A 16,902-nucleotide genomic window follows, 5' to 3' on the forward strand; every position below is an offset into this window, starting at 1 on the left:
CAAAAGTTACAACAATAAAAGATTCATGAAACAGGAGGAAAGCCTCATACCATAGTAGGAGAAACAGGAAGGAGCGTCAGAATGGAAGAATGGTTTCGTTTATCAGAGGGTGAGGTCCTTAATCAGCTTCATGCAAATAGAAACGGACTGGATTCCCAGGAGATTATAAGGCGCAGGGAGCAATATGGTTCCAATACATTAAAAAAAGCCAAACGAAAAAGTGCCTTTGAAGTTTTTCTGGACCAGTTTAAGGACTTACTGGTTATCATCCTAATTATAGCAGCTGTGATCTCCATGATTTCCGGTGATGTGGAAAGTATGGGGGTGATCTTTGCGGTTCTTCTTCTAAATGCGGTTCTTGGAACCGTACAGCATCAGAAGGCAGAAAAATCATTAGACAGTCTTATGGAGTTGTCCGCACCGGTAGCAAAGGTGCTGCGGGAGAAAAAGATACTGGAAATTCTTTCTGCGGAACTTGTACCTGGAGATATTCTTCTTCTAGAAGCAGGAGATATGGTGGCTGCGGATGGGCGTATTTTAGAAAATTATTCTCTCCTAGTGAATGAAAGTTCTCTAACAGGGGAATCGGTCAATGTGGAGAAGCATACGGAAAGGATTAAGGGAGATAAAATCCCCCTGGCAGAACAGTCCAATCTGGTTTTTTCTGGATCTATGGTTGCATCAGGAAGAGCGGTTGTCGTGGTGACAGGGACTGGAATGAAAACAGAAATTGGACGCATTGCTTCCCTCATGAATGAAACAGGAGAAAAAAGAACCCCTCTCCAGGTGAATTTAGATCAGTTTGGAAGCAGGCTCGCAGGAGCGATTTTACTGATTTGTGCCGTAGTTTTTGGCTTGAGTATTTACCGAAAGATGCCAATCCTGGATTCTTTGATGTTTGCCGTTGCCCTTGCCGTTGCTGCAATACCAGAAGCCCTTAGTTCCATTGTTACCATCGTTCAGGCAATGGGAACCCAAAAAATGGCAGGGGAAAATGCGATTATTAAAGATTTAAAGGCAGTGGAAAGCCTGGGGTGTGTATCGGTGATTTGTTCCGACAAAACAGGAACCCTGACTCAGAACCGAATGACCGTTCAGCAGGTTTATGTAAACAATCGACTGTACCTGCCCGAACTTTTAAAACCTGAAATCCCGATACATAAATACTTTCTTTATAATGCGGTTTTAAATAATGATTCCGGATATGCCGATGGGAAACTTATGGGAGATCCCACGGAAACAGCTCTGATACAAATGGCAGAACGGGCAGGAGTGGAGGATCAGGTGGTAAAATTCTATCACCCTAGAATCGGGGAAATACCGTTTGACTCCAGGCGAAAGCTAATGAGCACATTACACCGGTTGGAAGATAGAAATGTATTGTTTACCAAAGGGGCTTTGGATGTCCTTTTGCCAAGACTTGCCAAAATCTGGACGGGGGAGGGGGTCCGTCCCTTTGGAGAGGGAGATAAACAGGCTTTGCTGGAACAAAATATGATGTTTTCCGCACAGGGACTTCGGGTTTTGACGTTTGCCTTTCGGGAAATGGGGGAACAGGAGAACCTTTCAGAGGATTCGGAAAATGCATATACGTTTCTGGGGTTAACCGCCATGATGGATCCGCCCAGACCAGAATCAAAGAATGCAGTATTGAGTGCAAAGCGGGCCGGCATACGTCCAGTTATGATCACCGGAGATCATAAAATTACAGCCGCTGCTATTGCAGAGAAAATAGGGATTTTGGAAGAGGATGATCTGGCGGTCAGCGGACCGGAACTTGACGATATGTCAGAGGAAGAATTAAGCCGCAGGCTGGAACAGATTAGCGTCTATGCCAGAGTTTCACCCGAGCATAAGATAAGAATTGTGCAAAGCTGGCAGAAAAAGGGAAACATTGTGGCAATGACTGGGGATGGAGTCAATGATGCTCCAGCCTTAAAACAGGCAGATATTGGAGTTGCCATGGGAATAATGGGAACGGAGGTGTCAAAGGATGCCTCTTCTATGATATTAACCGATGATAATTTTGCAACCATTATAAAAGCCGTTGCCAATGGTAGGAATGTATACCGAAATATCCGAAACGCCATCAAATTTTTGTTATCTGGGAATATGGCGGGGATTCTATGCGTTCTTTATACCTCTTTGCTTGCGTTGCCGACTCCATTTGCACCGGTCCATCTATTGTTTATCAACCTGTTAACCGACTCTTTGCCAGCCATTGCCATTGGGATGGAAAAAGCAGAAGCTGATTTGCTGGCTCAGAAGCCACGGAATCCAAAAGAAGGAATTCTAACCCGGTGTTTTGTACTTCAGATCTTACTTCAGGGTGCACTCATTGCAATCTTTACCATGGCCGCTTATCATACTGGGCTGGTTACCGGAAGTGAGGCGGCGGCAAGCACCATGGCATTTTCAACCTTAACCCTTGCAAGACTATTTCATGGTTTTAACTGCCGCAGCAGACATTCCATCTTAAAGATTGGATTCATGAGTAATTTATGGAGTATTATGGCATTTGAAGCCGGAGCCGTACTCTTAGGGGCCGTGCTTTTTATCCCCACACTTCACAACCTTTTTTATGTTGCAGATTTAAGCGGAAGGCAGCTGATTACCATTGTTATCTTTGCCCTTTTGCCAACGCTAGTAATCCAATCCTTTAAGACCATAAGAGAGAGTCTCCACTGAGAAAATCAGAGGGGGTAAACTTGACATAATTTTAGAGAAATGTTATTATAATTGAAATATAGATAGGATAACCTAAGAGATGACAGAGCCAGGTGATGAGTGCGGGAAACCGTTCATTTCCAAGGCTCTTTCTTTGATATGACAAATATTTAACAAGCGATTCAAGTAAAATGCCGGAAGGGGAAAGAATTATGGGGAGATACGTCATTGCACTGGATCAGGGGACAACCAGTTCCAGATGTATTTTGTTTGATCAGCAGGGGGGCATATTAAGCAGTGCACAAAAAGAGTTTACGCAGATTTATCCAAAACCAGGCTGGGTGGAACATGATCCTATGGAGATCTGGTCATCCCAGTTTTCTGTTACAATGGAAGCGATGGGTAAGATCGGGGCTCACTACAGTGACATTGCAGCCATCGGGATTACCAACCAAAGGGAGACGACCATTATCTGGGACAAGGAAACAGGGGAACCAGTTTATAATGCCATTGTCTGGCAGTGCAGAAGAACGTCAGACCGAATCGGACGGGTAAAAGAAGACGGATTTTCAGAAACCATTTTAAACCGAACCGGACTGATTCCAGATGCTTATTTCTCTGGAAGCAAGATCGAATGGATTCTAGATCATGTGGAAGGGGCAAGAGAACGGGCGGAAAGGGGAGAATTACTCTTTGGTACCGTGGATACGTGGCTCATTTGGAATCTAACCAAGGGCTGCATTCATATCACGGATTATACCAATGCATCCCGGACCATGCTGTTTGATATCCATAAAAAGTGCTGGGATGAAGAGATTCTAGATTATTTTCATATCCCTAAAAGTATGCTTCCTGATGTAAAACCGTCTAGTTGCATCTACGGTTATACATCTTCGGATGTCATGGGAGGAAAGATTCCGATCGCAGGTGCCGCAGGGGATCAGCAGGCGGCGCTGTTTGGACAGTGCTGTTTCGAAGCCGGTGAGGTGAAGAATACATATGGAACTGGCTGCTTTTTGTTAATGAACACAGGAGAAAAGGCGGTAAAATCCGAGCATGGTCTTTTAACCACCATAGCAGCAAGCGATCAGGAGAAGATCCAGTATGCACTGGAGGGAAGTGTGTTTGTTGCAGGTGCATCCGTACAATGGCTGCGAGATGAAATGCGGATGGTTAAAACGGCATCTCAGACAGAAGAATATTGCAGGGCGGTAACGGATACCGGAGGGGTCTATGTAGTGCCTGCATTTGCAGGACTTGGTGCGCCTTACTGGGATCAGTATGCTAGAGGAACCATTGTCGGGGTAACCAGAGGAACCAGCAAAGAACAGTTTATCCGTGCAACCGTGGAATCTATGGCTTACCAGGTTTCTGATCTGATAGAGGCCATGGAACAGGATTCACAAATACACTTAAAAGAACTAAAGGTTGATGGTGGAGCCTGTACCAATGATTTCTTAATGCAGTTTCAGGCGGACCTTTTAAATACCCAGATTGTAAGACCAGAATGCATTGAAACAACCGCCATCGGAGCGGCATATCTTGCTGGCCTTGCCGTCGGATACTGGAGCTGCAGGGAAGAGATCAGAAAGAACTGGAAGGCCTCTCATATATTTCAAAGCCAGATGGAGGATGAGTGCAGGAGGAAGCGGATCAAAGGGTGGAAGCGGGCGGTCAAGTGTGCCCTTTCCTGGTCCCAGGATGAGGAGTAGATCGTTCAGAGACTTGACAATTGGGGCATACCTATGTTAGCATGAAATTAATTAAATAATAACCTTTGAGACGACAGAGTAAGGAAGAGACACGGAGTGATCCGTTTGTTTTCCTTACTCTTTTTTTGTGCTTCCACATGCTGGAAGTCATGATAGGAATGGAGGAGAGAACATGAAGGAATTAAATTACGATGTTGCCATCATTGGGGGAGGTGTCATAGGCTGTGCGATTGCAAGAGAGTTATCTCGTTATGAATTAGACATCTGCGTGATCGAACGGGAGGAAGATGTTTGTTCTGGTACATCAAAAGCCAATAGTGCCATTGTCCACGCGGGCTACGATGCAGCCCCTGGCTCCTTAAAGGCAAAATTCAATGTAGAAGGAAACCGCAGGATGGAACAGCTATCCAAAGATTTAGATTTTCCATTTCAACGGAATGGTTCCCTGGTTCTTTGTTATTCAAAGGAAGACCAGCCGGCATTACAGGCACTCTATGAAAAGGGGAGAATTAATGGAGTAACGGAACTTTCCATTCTTACGGGAGAGGAAGTGAGAAAGATGGAACCCAATGTTACAGATGAGGTGGTCGCCGCATTATATGCCCCCACAGGTGGGATCGTGTGCCCCTTTGGACTTACGATTGCGTTGGCAGAAAACGCCTGTGACAACGGAGTGGAATTTCTCTTTGGGACCCAGGTAAGTGCCATTAAAAAAAGAGAATCTGGATATGACTTAATGGCTGGGGATACGATCATACGCACTCGCTGTGTGGTCAACGCTTCCGGTGTTTATGCCGATGAGATCCACAATATGGTCAGTGAAGAGAAGATCCATATTACACCAAGAAAAGGCGACTACTGCCTTCTGGACAAAGAGGCAGGGACACTAATCTCCCATACCATCTTTTCCCTTCCTGGGAAAATGGGAAAAGGAGTATTGGTTACCCCCACGGTTCATGGCAATCTGCTGACCGGACCCACAGCAACGGATCGGGACTGGAAAGAAGACACGGCCACAACCGCAGAGGAGTTGTCTCAGATTACGGATAAAGCGAAAAGGGGAGTAAAAAACATCCCATTTAAAAAGACCATCACTTCTTTTTCTGGTCTCAGAGCTCACGAAGATCACGATGAATTTATTGTGGGTGAAGTTGTGGACGCAAAGGGGTTTTTTGACGCGGCGGGAATGGAATCACCCGGACTTTCCAGTGCCCCTGCTGTGGGAGTCTGGCTGGCTGAAAAGATTGCAGAAAGAACAGGTGCCAGAAGGAAAGAACAGGTAATAGAAACCAGGAAAGGACCAATTGATCCAAGAAACCTATCTTTTAAAGAACGGGAAGAACTCATAAAAAAAGATCCCCGCTATGGAACCATTGTCTGCCGATGTGAGGGCATTAGCGAGGGAGAGATCGTAGATGCGGTGACAAGGACATTAGGAGCCGTATCCCTAGATGGGGTCAAGCGTCGGGTTCGAGCCGGGATGGGACGGTGTCAGGCTGGCTTTTGTGGCCCCAAAACCATGGAGATTTTAGCAAGGGAAACCGGCAAAAAGATGGAAGATATTACAAAAAACAGACCGGGATCTTATCTGCTGACCGGAAAAAGATAAGGAGGAGTGTAAGATGACAGAATATGATATTGTAATCATTGGAGGAGGACCTGCAGGGTTAGCGGCAGCAGATTCTGCAAGAAAAGCTGGCATTGAATCCATTTTGATTCTGGAACGAGATCCATATTTAGGCGGTATTTTAAATCAGTGCATTCACAATGGGTTTGGACTGCATACCTTTCGGGAAGAATTGACCGGACCAGAATACGCTGCTCGGTATATTACTATGGTCGAAGAAGAGAATATAGCCTGTCGGCGTAATACCATGGTTTTAGGAATCAGTACGGATCACATTCTCACCATAATAAACAAAGACGATGGACTGACTCAGATCAAAGCAGGAGCTGTCATCTTAGCCATGGGGTGTCGGGAGCGTCCAAGGGGAGCCTTAAACCTACCAGGATATCGACCGGCAGGTATTTACTCGGCTGGAACGGCTCAGCGTCTTATGAATATAGACGGGTATGAGATAGGAAAAGAAGTGGTAATTCTGGGGTCTGGTGACATTGGTCTGATTATGGCAAGAAGGATGACATTAGAAGGGGCAAACGTGAAAGCTGTGGCAGAGATCATGCCCTATTCTGGGGGATTAAACCGCAACATTGTACAGTGTTTAAATGATTTTCATATTCCACTAAAATTAAGCCATACCGTAGTAGACATTCAAGGAAAAGAGCGGGTGACAGGAGTAACCCTGGCGGCTGTGGATTCGTTTGGGAAACCAGTAGAAGGAACGGAAGAACATTACACCTGCGATACCCTTCTTCTTTCCGTAGGCCTGATCCCTGAGAATGAACTTTCCAAAGAAGCGGGGATTCAGATGGATGAGAGCACGGGAGGTCCAGCGGTAAATGATCGCCTGGAAACCAATGTGAGAGGAATTTATGCCTGTGGGAATGTACTGCACGTCCATGACCTGGTGGACTATGTATCCGAAGAGGCAGCGCATGCTGGGGCCTGTGCCGCAGCCGATGTAAAAAAAAGGAAAGAAGCTTCACGAGGGGTTTTAATCCCGATTAAGGCAAAGGAGGGAGTTCGTTACACCGTGCCCCAGTCTCTTAATATAGAGGAGATGGAAGATTCCGTGATCCTTCGATTCCGTGTATCAAAGCCTTACAAAGATCGATTTATCAGTGTATACGTTGACGAAGAAAGGGTGTCTCATGTGAGAAAAAAGGTTCTGCTACCAGGAGAGATGGAACAGGTTATCATAAAAAAAGAGAAGATAAATCAAGTTCCAAAACTCAAACAAATCGTTGTCTGCACGGAGGAGGAATAATATGAAAGAGAGAGAATTTATCTGCATCTGTTGTCCCTTGGGATGTCCTCTTACCGTCCAGATAGAAGAGGAAACAATCACGGTAACCGGAAATTCCTGTAAAAGGGGTGAAGAATATGGAAAAAAGGAAGTAACAAATCCCACGAGGACCGTTACTTCAACGATCCGTGTGAATGGGGGAGAACTCCCCATGGTTCCGGTGAAAACAAAGGAAGACATTCCAAAAGATAAAATTACTGCATGTATGGAAGAAATCCGCAAAGCCCGGGTTGCAGCTCCAGTATCAATAGGTGAAGTGATCTTTGAGGATTGTGCGGGAACTGGAGTTTCGATTCTCGCTACGAGAGCGGTAAAAAAACAAAATTAAAATAGGAAATTAGTCTTTTTATATGAATGTATAGCATAATTCTTCTGAAAATGGTATACTTTATTGAGTTTAGGGTGGGGGAGCTTTAAGAGTTTCTTGATCGTGGAGAATTGGATTGTTTCAGTGGAGTAAGATGTATCGTGTAGCGCGGAGGGAATAAGATGAAGGCAATTGAACTGTTAGAGACATCTCCGGTAATTGCAGCAGTCAAAGATGAGTATGGCTTAAAACGTTGCCTGGAATCTGAATGTCAGGTCGTATTTATCCTGTATGGCAGCATCTTAAATATGGGAGCGATTGTTCAGAAGGTAAAAGATCATGGGAAATATGCCATGGTGCATGCAGATTTAGCACAAGGGCTTAGTTCCAAAGAGGTTGTTGTGGATTTTATCAAAGAGAATACAAAGGCAGATGGGATTATCAGCACCAAAACACATTTAGTCAGGCGTGCGGCGCAGCTGGGACTTTTTGGAATTCAGAGAACGTTTCTCATTGATTCACTTGCCATGAGTACAACGAAAAAACAGATCGAAGCATTTCACCCAGATATGGTCGAAATCATGCCCGGAGTGATGCCAAAAGCCTTAAAAGAGATCCGGGCGTATACGGATATTCCTATTATCGCAGGCGGATTAATATCAGATAAAAAGGATATTATGGCAGCCTTTCGTGCTGGAGCGGATGCAATCTCTACCACAAGGGAAGAGTTATGGTTCATATAAAAGGAGGAATTTATGAAATTAGTTACTTACGAGGTTGATAGAAGAAGAGATATCGGGGTTGTGAGCAAAGACGAGATGTGGGTCTTTCCCCTCAGAGCGTTCGGTATGGAATATAAGGATATGCTTGAAGTGATTAAGGGACTCAGCCAGTCTGAGTGTGATCTCTTAGAGCATGCTTCCGGTTTGGATCCTTATAACAACAATATCGTAGGAGCTGCGATGATGAAGGAAGTCTGCCTTCAGGCCCCCATTAAAATTCCAGATCAGGATATCATCTGTCTTGGACTTAATTATATGGATCATGCCGAAGAATCTGCTCGATTTAAAAAAGAAGTATTTGATGGGGAAAGGGACCAGGCGGTCTATTTTTCAAAAAGAGTGAACGAAACAGTGGCTCCCTATGGAGAGATTTTAAGCCATAGCGATCTGGTGGATAGTCTGGATTATGAGGTGGAATTGGCAGTAATCATAGGAAAAGATGCAAAGAACGTGCCGCCACAAGAAGTAAAGGATTACATTTTTGGTTATACCATTGTGAACGATGTCAGTGCACGAAACGTACAGATGGCTCATAAACAATGGTATTTTGGTAAGAGTCTGGATGGATTTACTCCAATGGGTCCTTGTATTCTGACTGTGGATTCCGTTCCCTATCCACCGAAACTTGATATCCAGTCTAAGGTTAACGGCGAATTAAGACAAAACAGCAATACCCGACTTATGATATTTGACGTTGATTTTATTGTCAGTGAACTTTCAAAAGGAATGACACTAAAGGCAGGGGCTATTATCTCCACCGGAACTCCAAAGGGAGTGGGCATGGGATTTGATCCGCCCAGATTCTTAAAACCGGGAGATGAAGTGGAATGTATTGTAGAAGGGATCGGCTTTATTAAAAATAGAGTGAATTAAATAAAAAGCTGTACGGAAATGGTCTTTTGAACTATTTCTGTGCAGCTTTTGTATGGAATTGTTGTAAGCTTTTAGCATGAATGGAGTGGGAGGATAGATGGGATGATTCGCATTGCAATCGTGGATGACGATACCAGAAGTGTAGAACAGTTAAAAGAATATTTGAACCGTTATCAAAAGGAACAAAACGAAGTGCTTAGCATTCTCTCTTTTTCAGATGGAGATGAGATCGCTCTAAACTATAAAGCAGAGTACGATATTATTTTATTGGATATAGAAATGAGATTTATGGATGGGATGACAGCTGCACAGTTAATCCGGAAGAAGGACCCGGAGGTTGCCATTATTTTTATAACCAATATGGCTCAGTATGCCATCAAAGGTTATACCGTTAATGCAACGGATTATGTATTAAAGCCAGTTTCTTATTTTTCTTTTTCCCAGCGTTTATATAAGGTGATTGGACGCATAAACCAGAATGGAAAGAAGTTTATGGCGATTGGTGTAAAGGGAGGCACGGTTAAACTGTACTTATCGGATATCTGTTATATAGAAAGTCAGGGGCATCGGCTGATTTTTCATACATTAACGGAAGACCATGTGACATTTTCTGCCATGAAGGATATAGAAGAAAAGCTGAAAAACATGAACTTCTTTCGATGCAATAAAGGATATCTTTTGAACTTAGAGCATGTAGATGGGGTACAAGATGGCTGTGTGATCATAAAGGGGGAACATCTTCCCATCAGCCGGACCAGGAAAAAAGAATTTATGGAGGAACTGACCAATTATCTTGGAGGGGCATTGACATGAACCATATTGCGCTTACGGAGATTCCAAGAGTGTACACCGCCATTGCGGAGTGGTCCGCATGTAGTATCTATATATGGAATTTGAAAAAGAAATTAAAAGGACCTCCCCTGGCTGCTTTGATGGGTGGTGCACTGTTATTGCAATGTGTGGTGCAGCAGGCAGCAGGAACCTTTCCAAAAACCTTGTGGATATTTGGAATGCTTCTTGCAATCGGTACCATGCAGGCATACTTATACGCTGCCTGTGAAATGACCATAAGCAGTGCTGGGTATTATTGCGTAAGAGCCTTTATTCTGGCAGAATTTGTGGCATCACTGGAATGGCAGCTTTACTATAACGCTGTATTAAGTACGCAGATTACAGAAGTATGGTTAAATATCCTTCTATTTGTTCTAGTATTTGGATCTGTTTTTGGAGGTATCCATTTTTTGGAAAAAAAGCACATTCGCAGAGAAATCATTGCAAGAAAAGAACTGTTTTTTGTAATTGCAACTGGAATGACTGTTTTTTTTGTCAGCAATTTAAGCTATGTTTATGCAAACTCTCCGTTTAGCAGCCAGATTACAAAGGAGATATTTAACATAAGGACTCTTGTAGATCTAAGCGGTCTGGTCATCCTTTTTGCTTATCACATCTTACGGCAGGAGATGCAGGTAAAGTACGATTTGGAGGCCATGCGTAACATATTGCAAAGCCAGTATACCCAGTATCGAAAATCCGGGGAAAGCATTGATATGATTAATCGAAAATACCACGACTTAAAACATCAGATTGCTGTTTTAAGAGCAGAGGAGGATTCTGGGAAACGGCTGGCATTTTTGGATGAGATGGAACGTGAGATCCAAATATATGAAGCGCAGAATAAAACCGGGAACACGGTAGTCGATACCATACTGACCGGGAAAAGCATGACCTGTCAGAAGCATGAAATTGAGTTGACCTGTGTGGTGGATGGAAAACTTCTGAATTTTATCCATGTCATGGATATTTGTACCATTCTTGGAAATGCACTGGATAACGCCATTGAGTATGAGATACAATTGACAGAAAAGGAAAAAAGGCTGATTCATGTAGAAGTACTGTCTAAAAAAGAGTTTCTTGTCATGCGGTTTGAAAATTATTTTGAAGGCGATATCGAGTATGAGAATAATATACCAGCCACTACAAAAGCGGAGAAAGAGTATCATGGATATGGGATTAAAAGCATCAAATACACAGTCAAAAAGTACAAAGGCTGGGTTACCATAGATGCAAAAGATAACTGGTTTATACTAAATGTTATCATCCCATTGCCAAAAGAATAAAAAAAGAAAAGCAAACGGCAGCGCGCCTGTACACGGGACAGGCGCGCTGCCGTTTGTGCGCTAATTGCTACCGTTTGTGCAAAAAGCAGTTGTAACTGCCAAAATCATGATAAAGTAAAAAAATAAAATAATTTTTTTATAAGATGTTTGGAGGAGGATGAAAAAATGTTACAGATTAACATGGAAGATGTAATGAATATCGTCAAACTATGTGTGCCGTATCTAATTGGGTTGGCCGTAGTGATCGCAATTGCCGCTATCGTATTGGTGATGAGCAGGAAACAAAAAGGGGCCAGAAAATACTTTATTAAACGCAACAGCTTTATGGCAATGCTGCTTGCCTTAGTCGTCGTTGTGAATTTAATCTGCTGGGGACCTATGTCAAATATGATTTCTTTGGCAACGGGAAGCGGAACAATTTCAGAAGAAACTTCTGATGAGGCTACGGTGCTTTGCACGCAAATTGCAAAAGAGGGGATTGTACTCTTAAAGAATGATGCAGACCTTCTTCCTTTAAAGAACGATTCCAATCTAAATGTATTTGGATGGGCTTCTACCAATCCATGCTATGGTGGAACCGGATCGGGTTCCTTGTCTGACGCATATGAGACAGTATCTTTGCTTCAGGGGCTTAAAGATGCAGGCTTTCACTTAAATCAGGGACTGTCCGACTTCTACACGGCATATCGTGCCGACCGCCCAAGCGTAGGAATGTGGGAACAGGACTGGACATTGCCAGAGCCGACGAAAGATTCCTACAGCAGTGATTTGATTGCAGATGCAAAGTCATTTTCTGATACGGCAATGGTAGTTATTACTCGTGTTGGTGGGGAAGGTGCTGATCTTCCAACGGATGTCAGTGGAGTGACTTATACGGATAATTCTAAGGATTATAAAGATTTTGAATCAGGAGATCATTACCTGCAGTTAAGCCAGACAGAGAAAAATATGATGGATCTGGTGTGTTCCAATTTTGACAACGTAATTGTAGTTTACAATGGTGCCAATGCCATGGAACTTTCATTTGTCAATGATTATAGCCAGATTAAAAGTGCAATCTGGTGTCCTGGAACTGGTCAGTCCGGGTTTGAAGGGCTTGGAGAAATTATAAATGGGGAAGTCAATCCATCTGGTAAGACCAGTGACACGTTTGTTACAGATCTATCCAAAACACCAAGTTTTAACAATTTTGGAATTTTTACTTATGACAATATGGATGAATTCGCAGTAAAGGCAACAAAAGGGGATGATGTAATCCCTAGTTTTGTAAACTACATGGAAGGGATTTATGTAGGCTACCGTTTCTACGAGACAGCGGCAGCAGAAGGCCTGATCAATTATGAGAAATCAGTCCTTTATCCATTTGGCTATGGTTTGTCCTATACCACATTTACGCAGGAGATGGGACCGTTAACGGAAACAGATGGCACAATTACGTTTGATGTGAATGTGACCAATACTGGCAGCAATCCTGGTAAGGATGTAGTGGAGGTTTATTACAATCCACCTTATACCAACGGAGGTGTGGAAAAAGCATCTGCAAACTTAATTACGTTTGATAAAACAAATACCTTAAAACCGGGAGAATCCCAAACCATACCGGTATCCATTCAGGTAGAAGATATGGCATCCTTTGATGCAGATAAGAATGGCTGCTATGTGTTAGAGTCCGGGGATTATGGAATCTCCATTCGTACCGATTCTCACAACATAATAAAAGAACAGAATTATAATGTAGCAAATGAGATGGTGTATGATGAATCACACGTACGAACCTCTGACAAAGTGGCAGCAGTAGACCAATTTAAGGACGCAAACGGGGATCAAACCTATCTTTCCCGTGCCGATGGATTTGCAAACTATCAAGAAGCTACTGCACCACCTAAAACCAAGAGTATGCCGGAAAAATATAAGAAAATGTTTACGAACACCGGCAATTATGATCCAGCTGCTCATAATGACGATGGTGATATCATGCCAGTAACGGGTGAGAAAAACGGACTTAAACTTGCGGATATGCGGGGACTTTCCTATGATGATCCTCAGTGGGAAAAACTTCTTAACCAGTTAACGCTAAGTGACATGGATACGATGGTCGCAATCGGAGGATACCAGACCTCGGAAGCAAAGAGTGTTGATAAGGTGAGAACCGTAGATTGTGATGGTCCTGCCTCGATTAACAATAACTTTACCGGAACCGGCTCCATCGGATTCCCATCCGCAGTTCTGATTGCCAGTACCTGGAATCGTGACATTGCTGAGGCCTTTGGAGAGAGCATCGGTAAAATGGCAGATGAGATGGAAGTATCCGGTTGGTATGCACCAGCAATGAATACGCACCGTAACGCATTTGCAGGACGTAACTTCGAGTATTATTCTGAGGATGGAGTTCTGTCTGGACGGATGGCAGCCAGTGCGGTTATTGGTGCAGAAAAGCATGGCGTGTATGCTTATATTAAACATTTTGCATTAAATGATCAGGAGTCCAATCGACTCAGTATGCTTTGTACCTGGTCCAATGAACAGGCAATCCGTGAAATTTATTTAAAGCCATTTGAGATTGCAGTAAAAGAAGGTCACGCAAAAGCGGTAATGTCCTCCTTTAACTATATTGGCACCACATATGCTGGCGGCAACGATACCCTGTTAAATAAAGTGCTTCGTGACGAATGGGGATTTCGTGGATTTGTGCTCACCGATTATTTTGGTGGTTATGGATTCCAGAATGCAGATCAGGAGATTCGAAACGGAAATGATGCTATGTTGGTTGCCTATGATACAGAAACCAATCATGTCAAAGATAAAACCAGCGCCACAAGTCAAAAATTTATGCGTCAAGCGAGTAAAAATATTATGTATACCGTGGTAAACAGTCGTGCCTATGAGGGAGATAATGCAAAAGAAGGATTCTTAATGTGGCAGATACTGGCAATCATAATTGATGTAATTTTGGCAGCAGGAATTGTAGTAATGGAAATTAGAATCATTCGAATTTATAAAAAGAGGCTTGAAGATGAAGTATCCTTTGCTGTTCAGACGGAGGGGAAAGAGTAATTTAAGACGGCCCGGAGGGAATTAGATGAAACAGAAAGAAATGATTCAAAAAATGACAATGGAAGAAAAGGCTGCGATTCTAAGCGGAAAGAACGTCTGGCAGACCTGGAATATCGACCGACTAGGTATCCCTTCGATCTTTTGTTCCGATGGACCCCATGGAATCCGCAAGCAGGCTGGGGAAGGAGATCATCTGGGACTAAACGAATCCGTTCCGTCCACATGCTTCCCCACGGCTGCGGCCGTGGCAAACAGCTGGGATGAAGGGCTTGCGGAGGAGATCGGTAGAGCACTGGGGGAGGAAGCTTCTTCTCTGGATGTGAACGTTTTACTAGGACCAGGCCTTAATATTAAAAGGAGTCCTCTCTGTGGAAGGAATTTTGAATATTTTTCTGAAGACCCCTATCTGTCAGGAAAGATGGCGGCTTCCTATGTGAACGGAATTCAAAGTCAGGGAGTCTTTGCCTGCCCCAAACATTTTGCAGTAAATAGTCAGGAACAGCTTCGAATGTCCGTGAATTCCGTATTGGATGAACGGACCCTTCGGGAAATCTATCTGGAGGGCTTTGAAATTGCAGTCAAAGAAGGCGGCGCAAAATCAATTATGTCCAGTTACAACGCAGTGAATGGGGAATATGCCAATGAAAATGAGCATCTTCTTAAGGAGATTTTGCGTGAAGAATGGGGATTTGACGGGATCGTGATTACGGACTGGGGTGGTTCTAATGATCATGTAAAAGGAGTTTCCGCCGGTTCCAACCTAGAGATGCCATCTCCTGGCCTTGGCTCTGCGAGGGAAGTCATAGCTGCAGTAAAAGAAGGAAGTCTCTCCATGGAAGAACTAGATGCCCGTGTTGACGAATTGTTAGATGGGATTTTAACCCTTTCCAAGAATCAGAAACGGGATAAGAAGGTGTTTGATCAGGACGCTCATCATAAGCTGGCGGGGAAAGCGGCACAGGAGAGCATTGTTCTTCTTAAAAATAAGGAGGAACTGCTTCCGCTGAATTCTGGATGCAAGGTTGCCCTGATTGGTGATTTCGCATTTATCCCCCGTTATCAGGGAGCAGGTTCTTCAGTGGTCAATCCAATTGCCTTAGAAACTATGGAAACAAAAATCCAGGAGACCTCTTTAAATCTGGTGGGGTGTGCCAGAGGGTACTTGCGCAACGGGAAAACCGATGCGTCCTTAAAAGAGGAAGCTCTTCTCTTGGCAGCCAAAGCAGATGTGGTGCTTTACTGTTTTGGACTTGATGAACTAAGTGAATCCGAAGGGCAGGATCGAAGCCATTTAAAGATCCCCTCCAATCAGATCGAATTATTAAAAGCACTGGCTGGAGTGAACTCCAATCTTGTGGGAATATTAAGTGCTGGTTCTGTGATAGAAATGCCTTGGCATTCCGCTTGCAGCTCCATCCTTCATGGCTATTTGGGTGGGCAGGCGGGAGCAGGCGCTATGCTCCGTGTAATAACCGGAGAAGTCAATCCATCTGGGCGTTTGGGGGAGACTTATCCCATCGCACTTAAAGATACTCCAGCCTTTCGCTATTTTCCGGGAAACGATCGGAATGCAGAATACCGGGAAGGAATTTATGTAGGGTATCGCTATTATGATACAGCGAAAGTAGTAGTCCAATACCCATTTGGCTATGGATTGTCCTATACGACGTTTGCCTATTCCGATCTGCAGTTATCAAAGGAGGGGGTTACTTTTACTCTTACCAACAAAGGTGGACGGGACGGCAAGGAAGTGGCTCAGCTTTACGTCACTGGGCCAAAGGGAACGATTTTTCGACCGGAAAAAGAATTAAAAGGATTTGCAAAGATCCATCTAAAAGCCGGAGAGAGTAAGACGGTTAAAATCCCCTTTGATGATAAGGCATTCCGGTATTGGAATATAGAAACCAATGGGTGGGAAGAGGAAGGCGGCAATTACACGATATCCATTGGTGCCAGTGTAGCTGATTTGAGATTGAGTATGAGTCTAAACCGCAAAGGAACCACCGATCAAATGCCCTACCAGTCAAATCAGTTAAATTCTTATGAATCTGGGCAGATTGGGAATGTGTCCACCGAAGAATTTGAACGGTTGCTGGGGCAACCGGTTCCCGATGGTAGCTGGTCTGGAGTGCTAGGATTAAACGATGCCATCTGCCAGATGTATTATGCAAAGAGTCGTCTAGCCAGACTGATTTATAGAATACTGACCAAGTTAAAAAAAGCCAGTGAAGCAAAAGGAAAGCCAGATTTAAATCTCCTGTTTATCTATAATATGCCGTTTCGAGGGATTGCAAAGATGACGGGCGGTGCGGTCAGTATGGAGATGGCAAAAGGTATGGTGCAGGTAGTCAATGGCAGGTTCCGAAAAGGAATGAAAAAAATCATTGGGGGGTATTTTTCCAATGCAAAAGCAAACAAAGCATATGAAAAGAAGCTTTCTGACAAATAGGAAGGAGGGATGAA

The 16,902-nt window shown here is 43.7% G+C and carries 11 protein-coding genes; all 11 read left to right on the forward strand.

The features are described 5' to 3' along the window. Positions 1-81: 81 nt before the first annotated feature. The gene (locus EFT72_RS04770) at positions 82-2,688 is read left to right on the forward strand and encodes a cation-translocating P-type ATPase (protein ID WP_124065768.1); all 2,607 of its coding nucleotides are present in this window, start codon (positions 82-84) and stop codon (positions 2,686-2,688) included. 191 nt (positions 2,689-2,879) lie between these two features. Further along, positions 2,880-4,379 carry a glycerol kinase GlpK gene (glpK, locus tag EFT72_RS04775; RefSeq protein ID WP_124065769.1) on the forward strand — a complete coding sequence of 500 codons (1,500 nt, stop codon included), beginning with the start codon at positions 2,880-2,882 and terminating at the stop codon, positions 4,377-4,379. Positions 4,380-4,551: 172 nt separating this feature from the next. Next, positions 4,552-5,988, forward strand: coding sequence for an NAD(P)/FAD-dependent oxidoreductase (locus tag EFT72_RS04780; protein ID WP_124065770.1), 1,437 nt, complete (start codon positions 4,552-4,554; stop codon positions 5,986-5,988). A 13-nt stretch (positions 5,989-6,001) separates the two neighbouring features. Then, a complete protein-coding gene (locus EFT72_RS04785; protein WP_124065771.1) occupies positions 6,002-7,267 on the forward strand; it encodes an FAD-dependent oxidoreductase in 1,266 nt (421 codons plus the stop codon). A gap of 1 nt (position 7,268) precedes the next feature. Beyond that, a complete protein-coding gene (locus tag EFT72_RS04790) occupies positions 7,269-7,634 on the forward strand; it encodes a DUF1667 domain-containing protein (RefSeq protein WP_124065772.1) in 366 nt (121 codons plus the stop codon). Between the two features lie 161 nt (positions 7,635-7,795). After that, the gene (locus EFT72_RS04795) at positions 7,796-8,356 is read left to right on the forward strand and encodes a glycerol-3-phosphate responsive antiterminator (protein ID WP_124065773.1); all 561 of its coding nucleotides are present in this window, start codon (positions 7,796-7,798) and stop codon (positions 8,354-8,356) included. A 12-nt stretch (positions 8,357-8,368) separates the two neighbouring features. Next, positions 8,369-9,268, forward strand: a complete 900-nt coding sequence (locus EFT72_RS04800) for a fumarylacetoacetate hydrolase family protein (RefSeq protein WP_124065774.1) — start codon at positions 8,369-8,371, stop codon at positions 9,266-9,268. A 102-nt stretch (positions 9,269-9,370) separates the two neighbouring features. Then, positions 9,371-10,081: a LytTR family DNA-binding domain-containing protein gene (locus EFT72_RS04805; RefSeq protein WP_124065775.1), complete on the forward strand. Its 711-nt coding sequence runs from the start codon at positions 9,371-9,373 to the stop codon at positions 10,079-10,081. Next, a complete protein-coding gene (locus EFT72_RS04810) occupies positions 10,078-11,385 on the forward strand; it encodes an ATP-binding protein (protein WP_124065776.1) in 1,308 nt (435 codons plus the stop codon). Before EFT72_RS04805 ends, EFT72_RS04810 begins: the two co-directional genes overlap by 4 nt. Positions 11,386-11,550: 165 nt before the next feature. Further along, positions 11,551-14,439, forward strand: coding sequence for a glycoside hydrolase family 3 protein (locus EFT72_RS04815; protein WP_124065777.1), 2,889 nt, complete (start codon positions 11,551-11,553; stop codon positions 14,437-14,439). A 25-nt stretch (positions 14,440-14,464) separates the two neighbouring features. Then, a complete protein-coding gene (locus tag EFT72_RS04820) occupies positions 14,465-16,888 on the forward strand; it encodes a glycoside hydrolase family 3 C-terminal domain-containing protein (RefSeq protein WP_124065778.1) in 2,424 nt (807 codons plus the stop codon). The last annotated feature ends 14 nt before the right edge of the window (positions 16,889-16,902 follow it).

Source organism: Clostridium sp. E02, assembly GCF_003833015.1.
Classification (GTDB): Bacteria; Bacillota; Clostridia; order Lachnospirales; family Lachnospiraceae; genus Lacrimispora.

Excerpts from the sequence above, each read along its gene's own strand:
- EFT72_RS04770 (WP_124065768.1), top strand. The coding sequence starts at position 82 with ATGGAAGAATGGTTTCGTTTATCAGAGGGTGAGGTCCTTAATCAGCTT.
- glpK (WP_124065769.1), top strand. The coding sequence starts at position 2,880 with ATGGGGAGATACGTCATTGCACTGGATCAGGGGACAACCAGTTCCAGA.
- EFT72_RS04780 (WP_124065770.1), top strand. The coding sequence starts at position 4,552 with ATGAAGGAATTAAATTACGATGTTGCCATCATTGGGGGAGGTGTCATA.
- EFT72_RS04785 (WP_124065771.1), top strand. The coding sequence starts at position 6,002 with ATGACAGAATATGATATTGTAATCATTGGAGGAGGACCTGCAGGGTTA.
- EFT72_RS04790 (WP_124065772.1), top strand. The coding sequence starts at position 7,269 with ATGAAAGAGAGAGAATTTATCTGCATCTGTTGTCCCTTGGGATGTCCT.
- EFT72_RS04795 (WP_124065773.1), top strand. The coding sequence starts at position 7,796 with ATGAAGGCAATTGAACTGTTAGAGACATCTCCGGTAATTGCAGCAGTC.
- EFT72_RS04800 (WP_124065774.1), top strand. The coding sequence starts at position 8,369 with ATGAAATTAGTTACTTACGAGGTTGATAGAAGAAGAGATATCGGGGTT.
- EFT72_RS04805 (WP_124065775.1), top strand. The coding sequence starts at position 9,371 with ATGATTCGCATTGCAATCGTGGATGACGATACCAGAAGTGTAGAACAG.
- EFT72_RS04810 (WP_124065776.1), top strand. The coding sequence starts at position 10,078 with ATGAACCATATTGCGCTTACGGAGATTCCAAGAGTGTACACCGCCATT.
- EFT72_RS04815 (WP_124065777.1), top strand. The coding sequence starts at position 11,551 with ATGTTACAGATTAACATGGAAGATGTAATGAATATCGTCAAACTATGT.
- EFT72_RS04820 (WP_124065778.1), top strand. The coding sequence starts at position 14,465 with ATGAAACAGAAAGAAATGATTCAAAAAATGACAATGGAAGAAAAGGCT.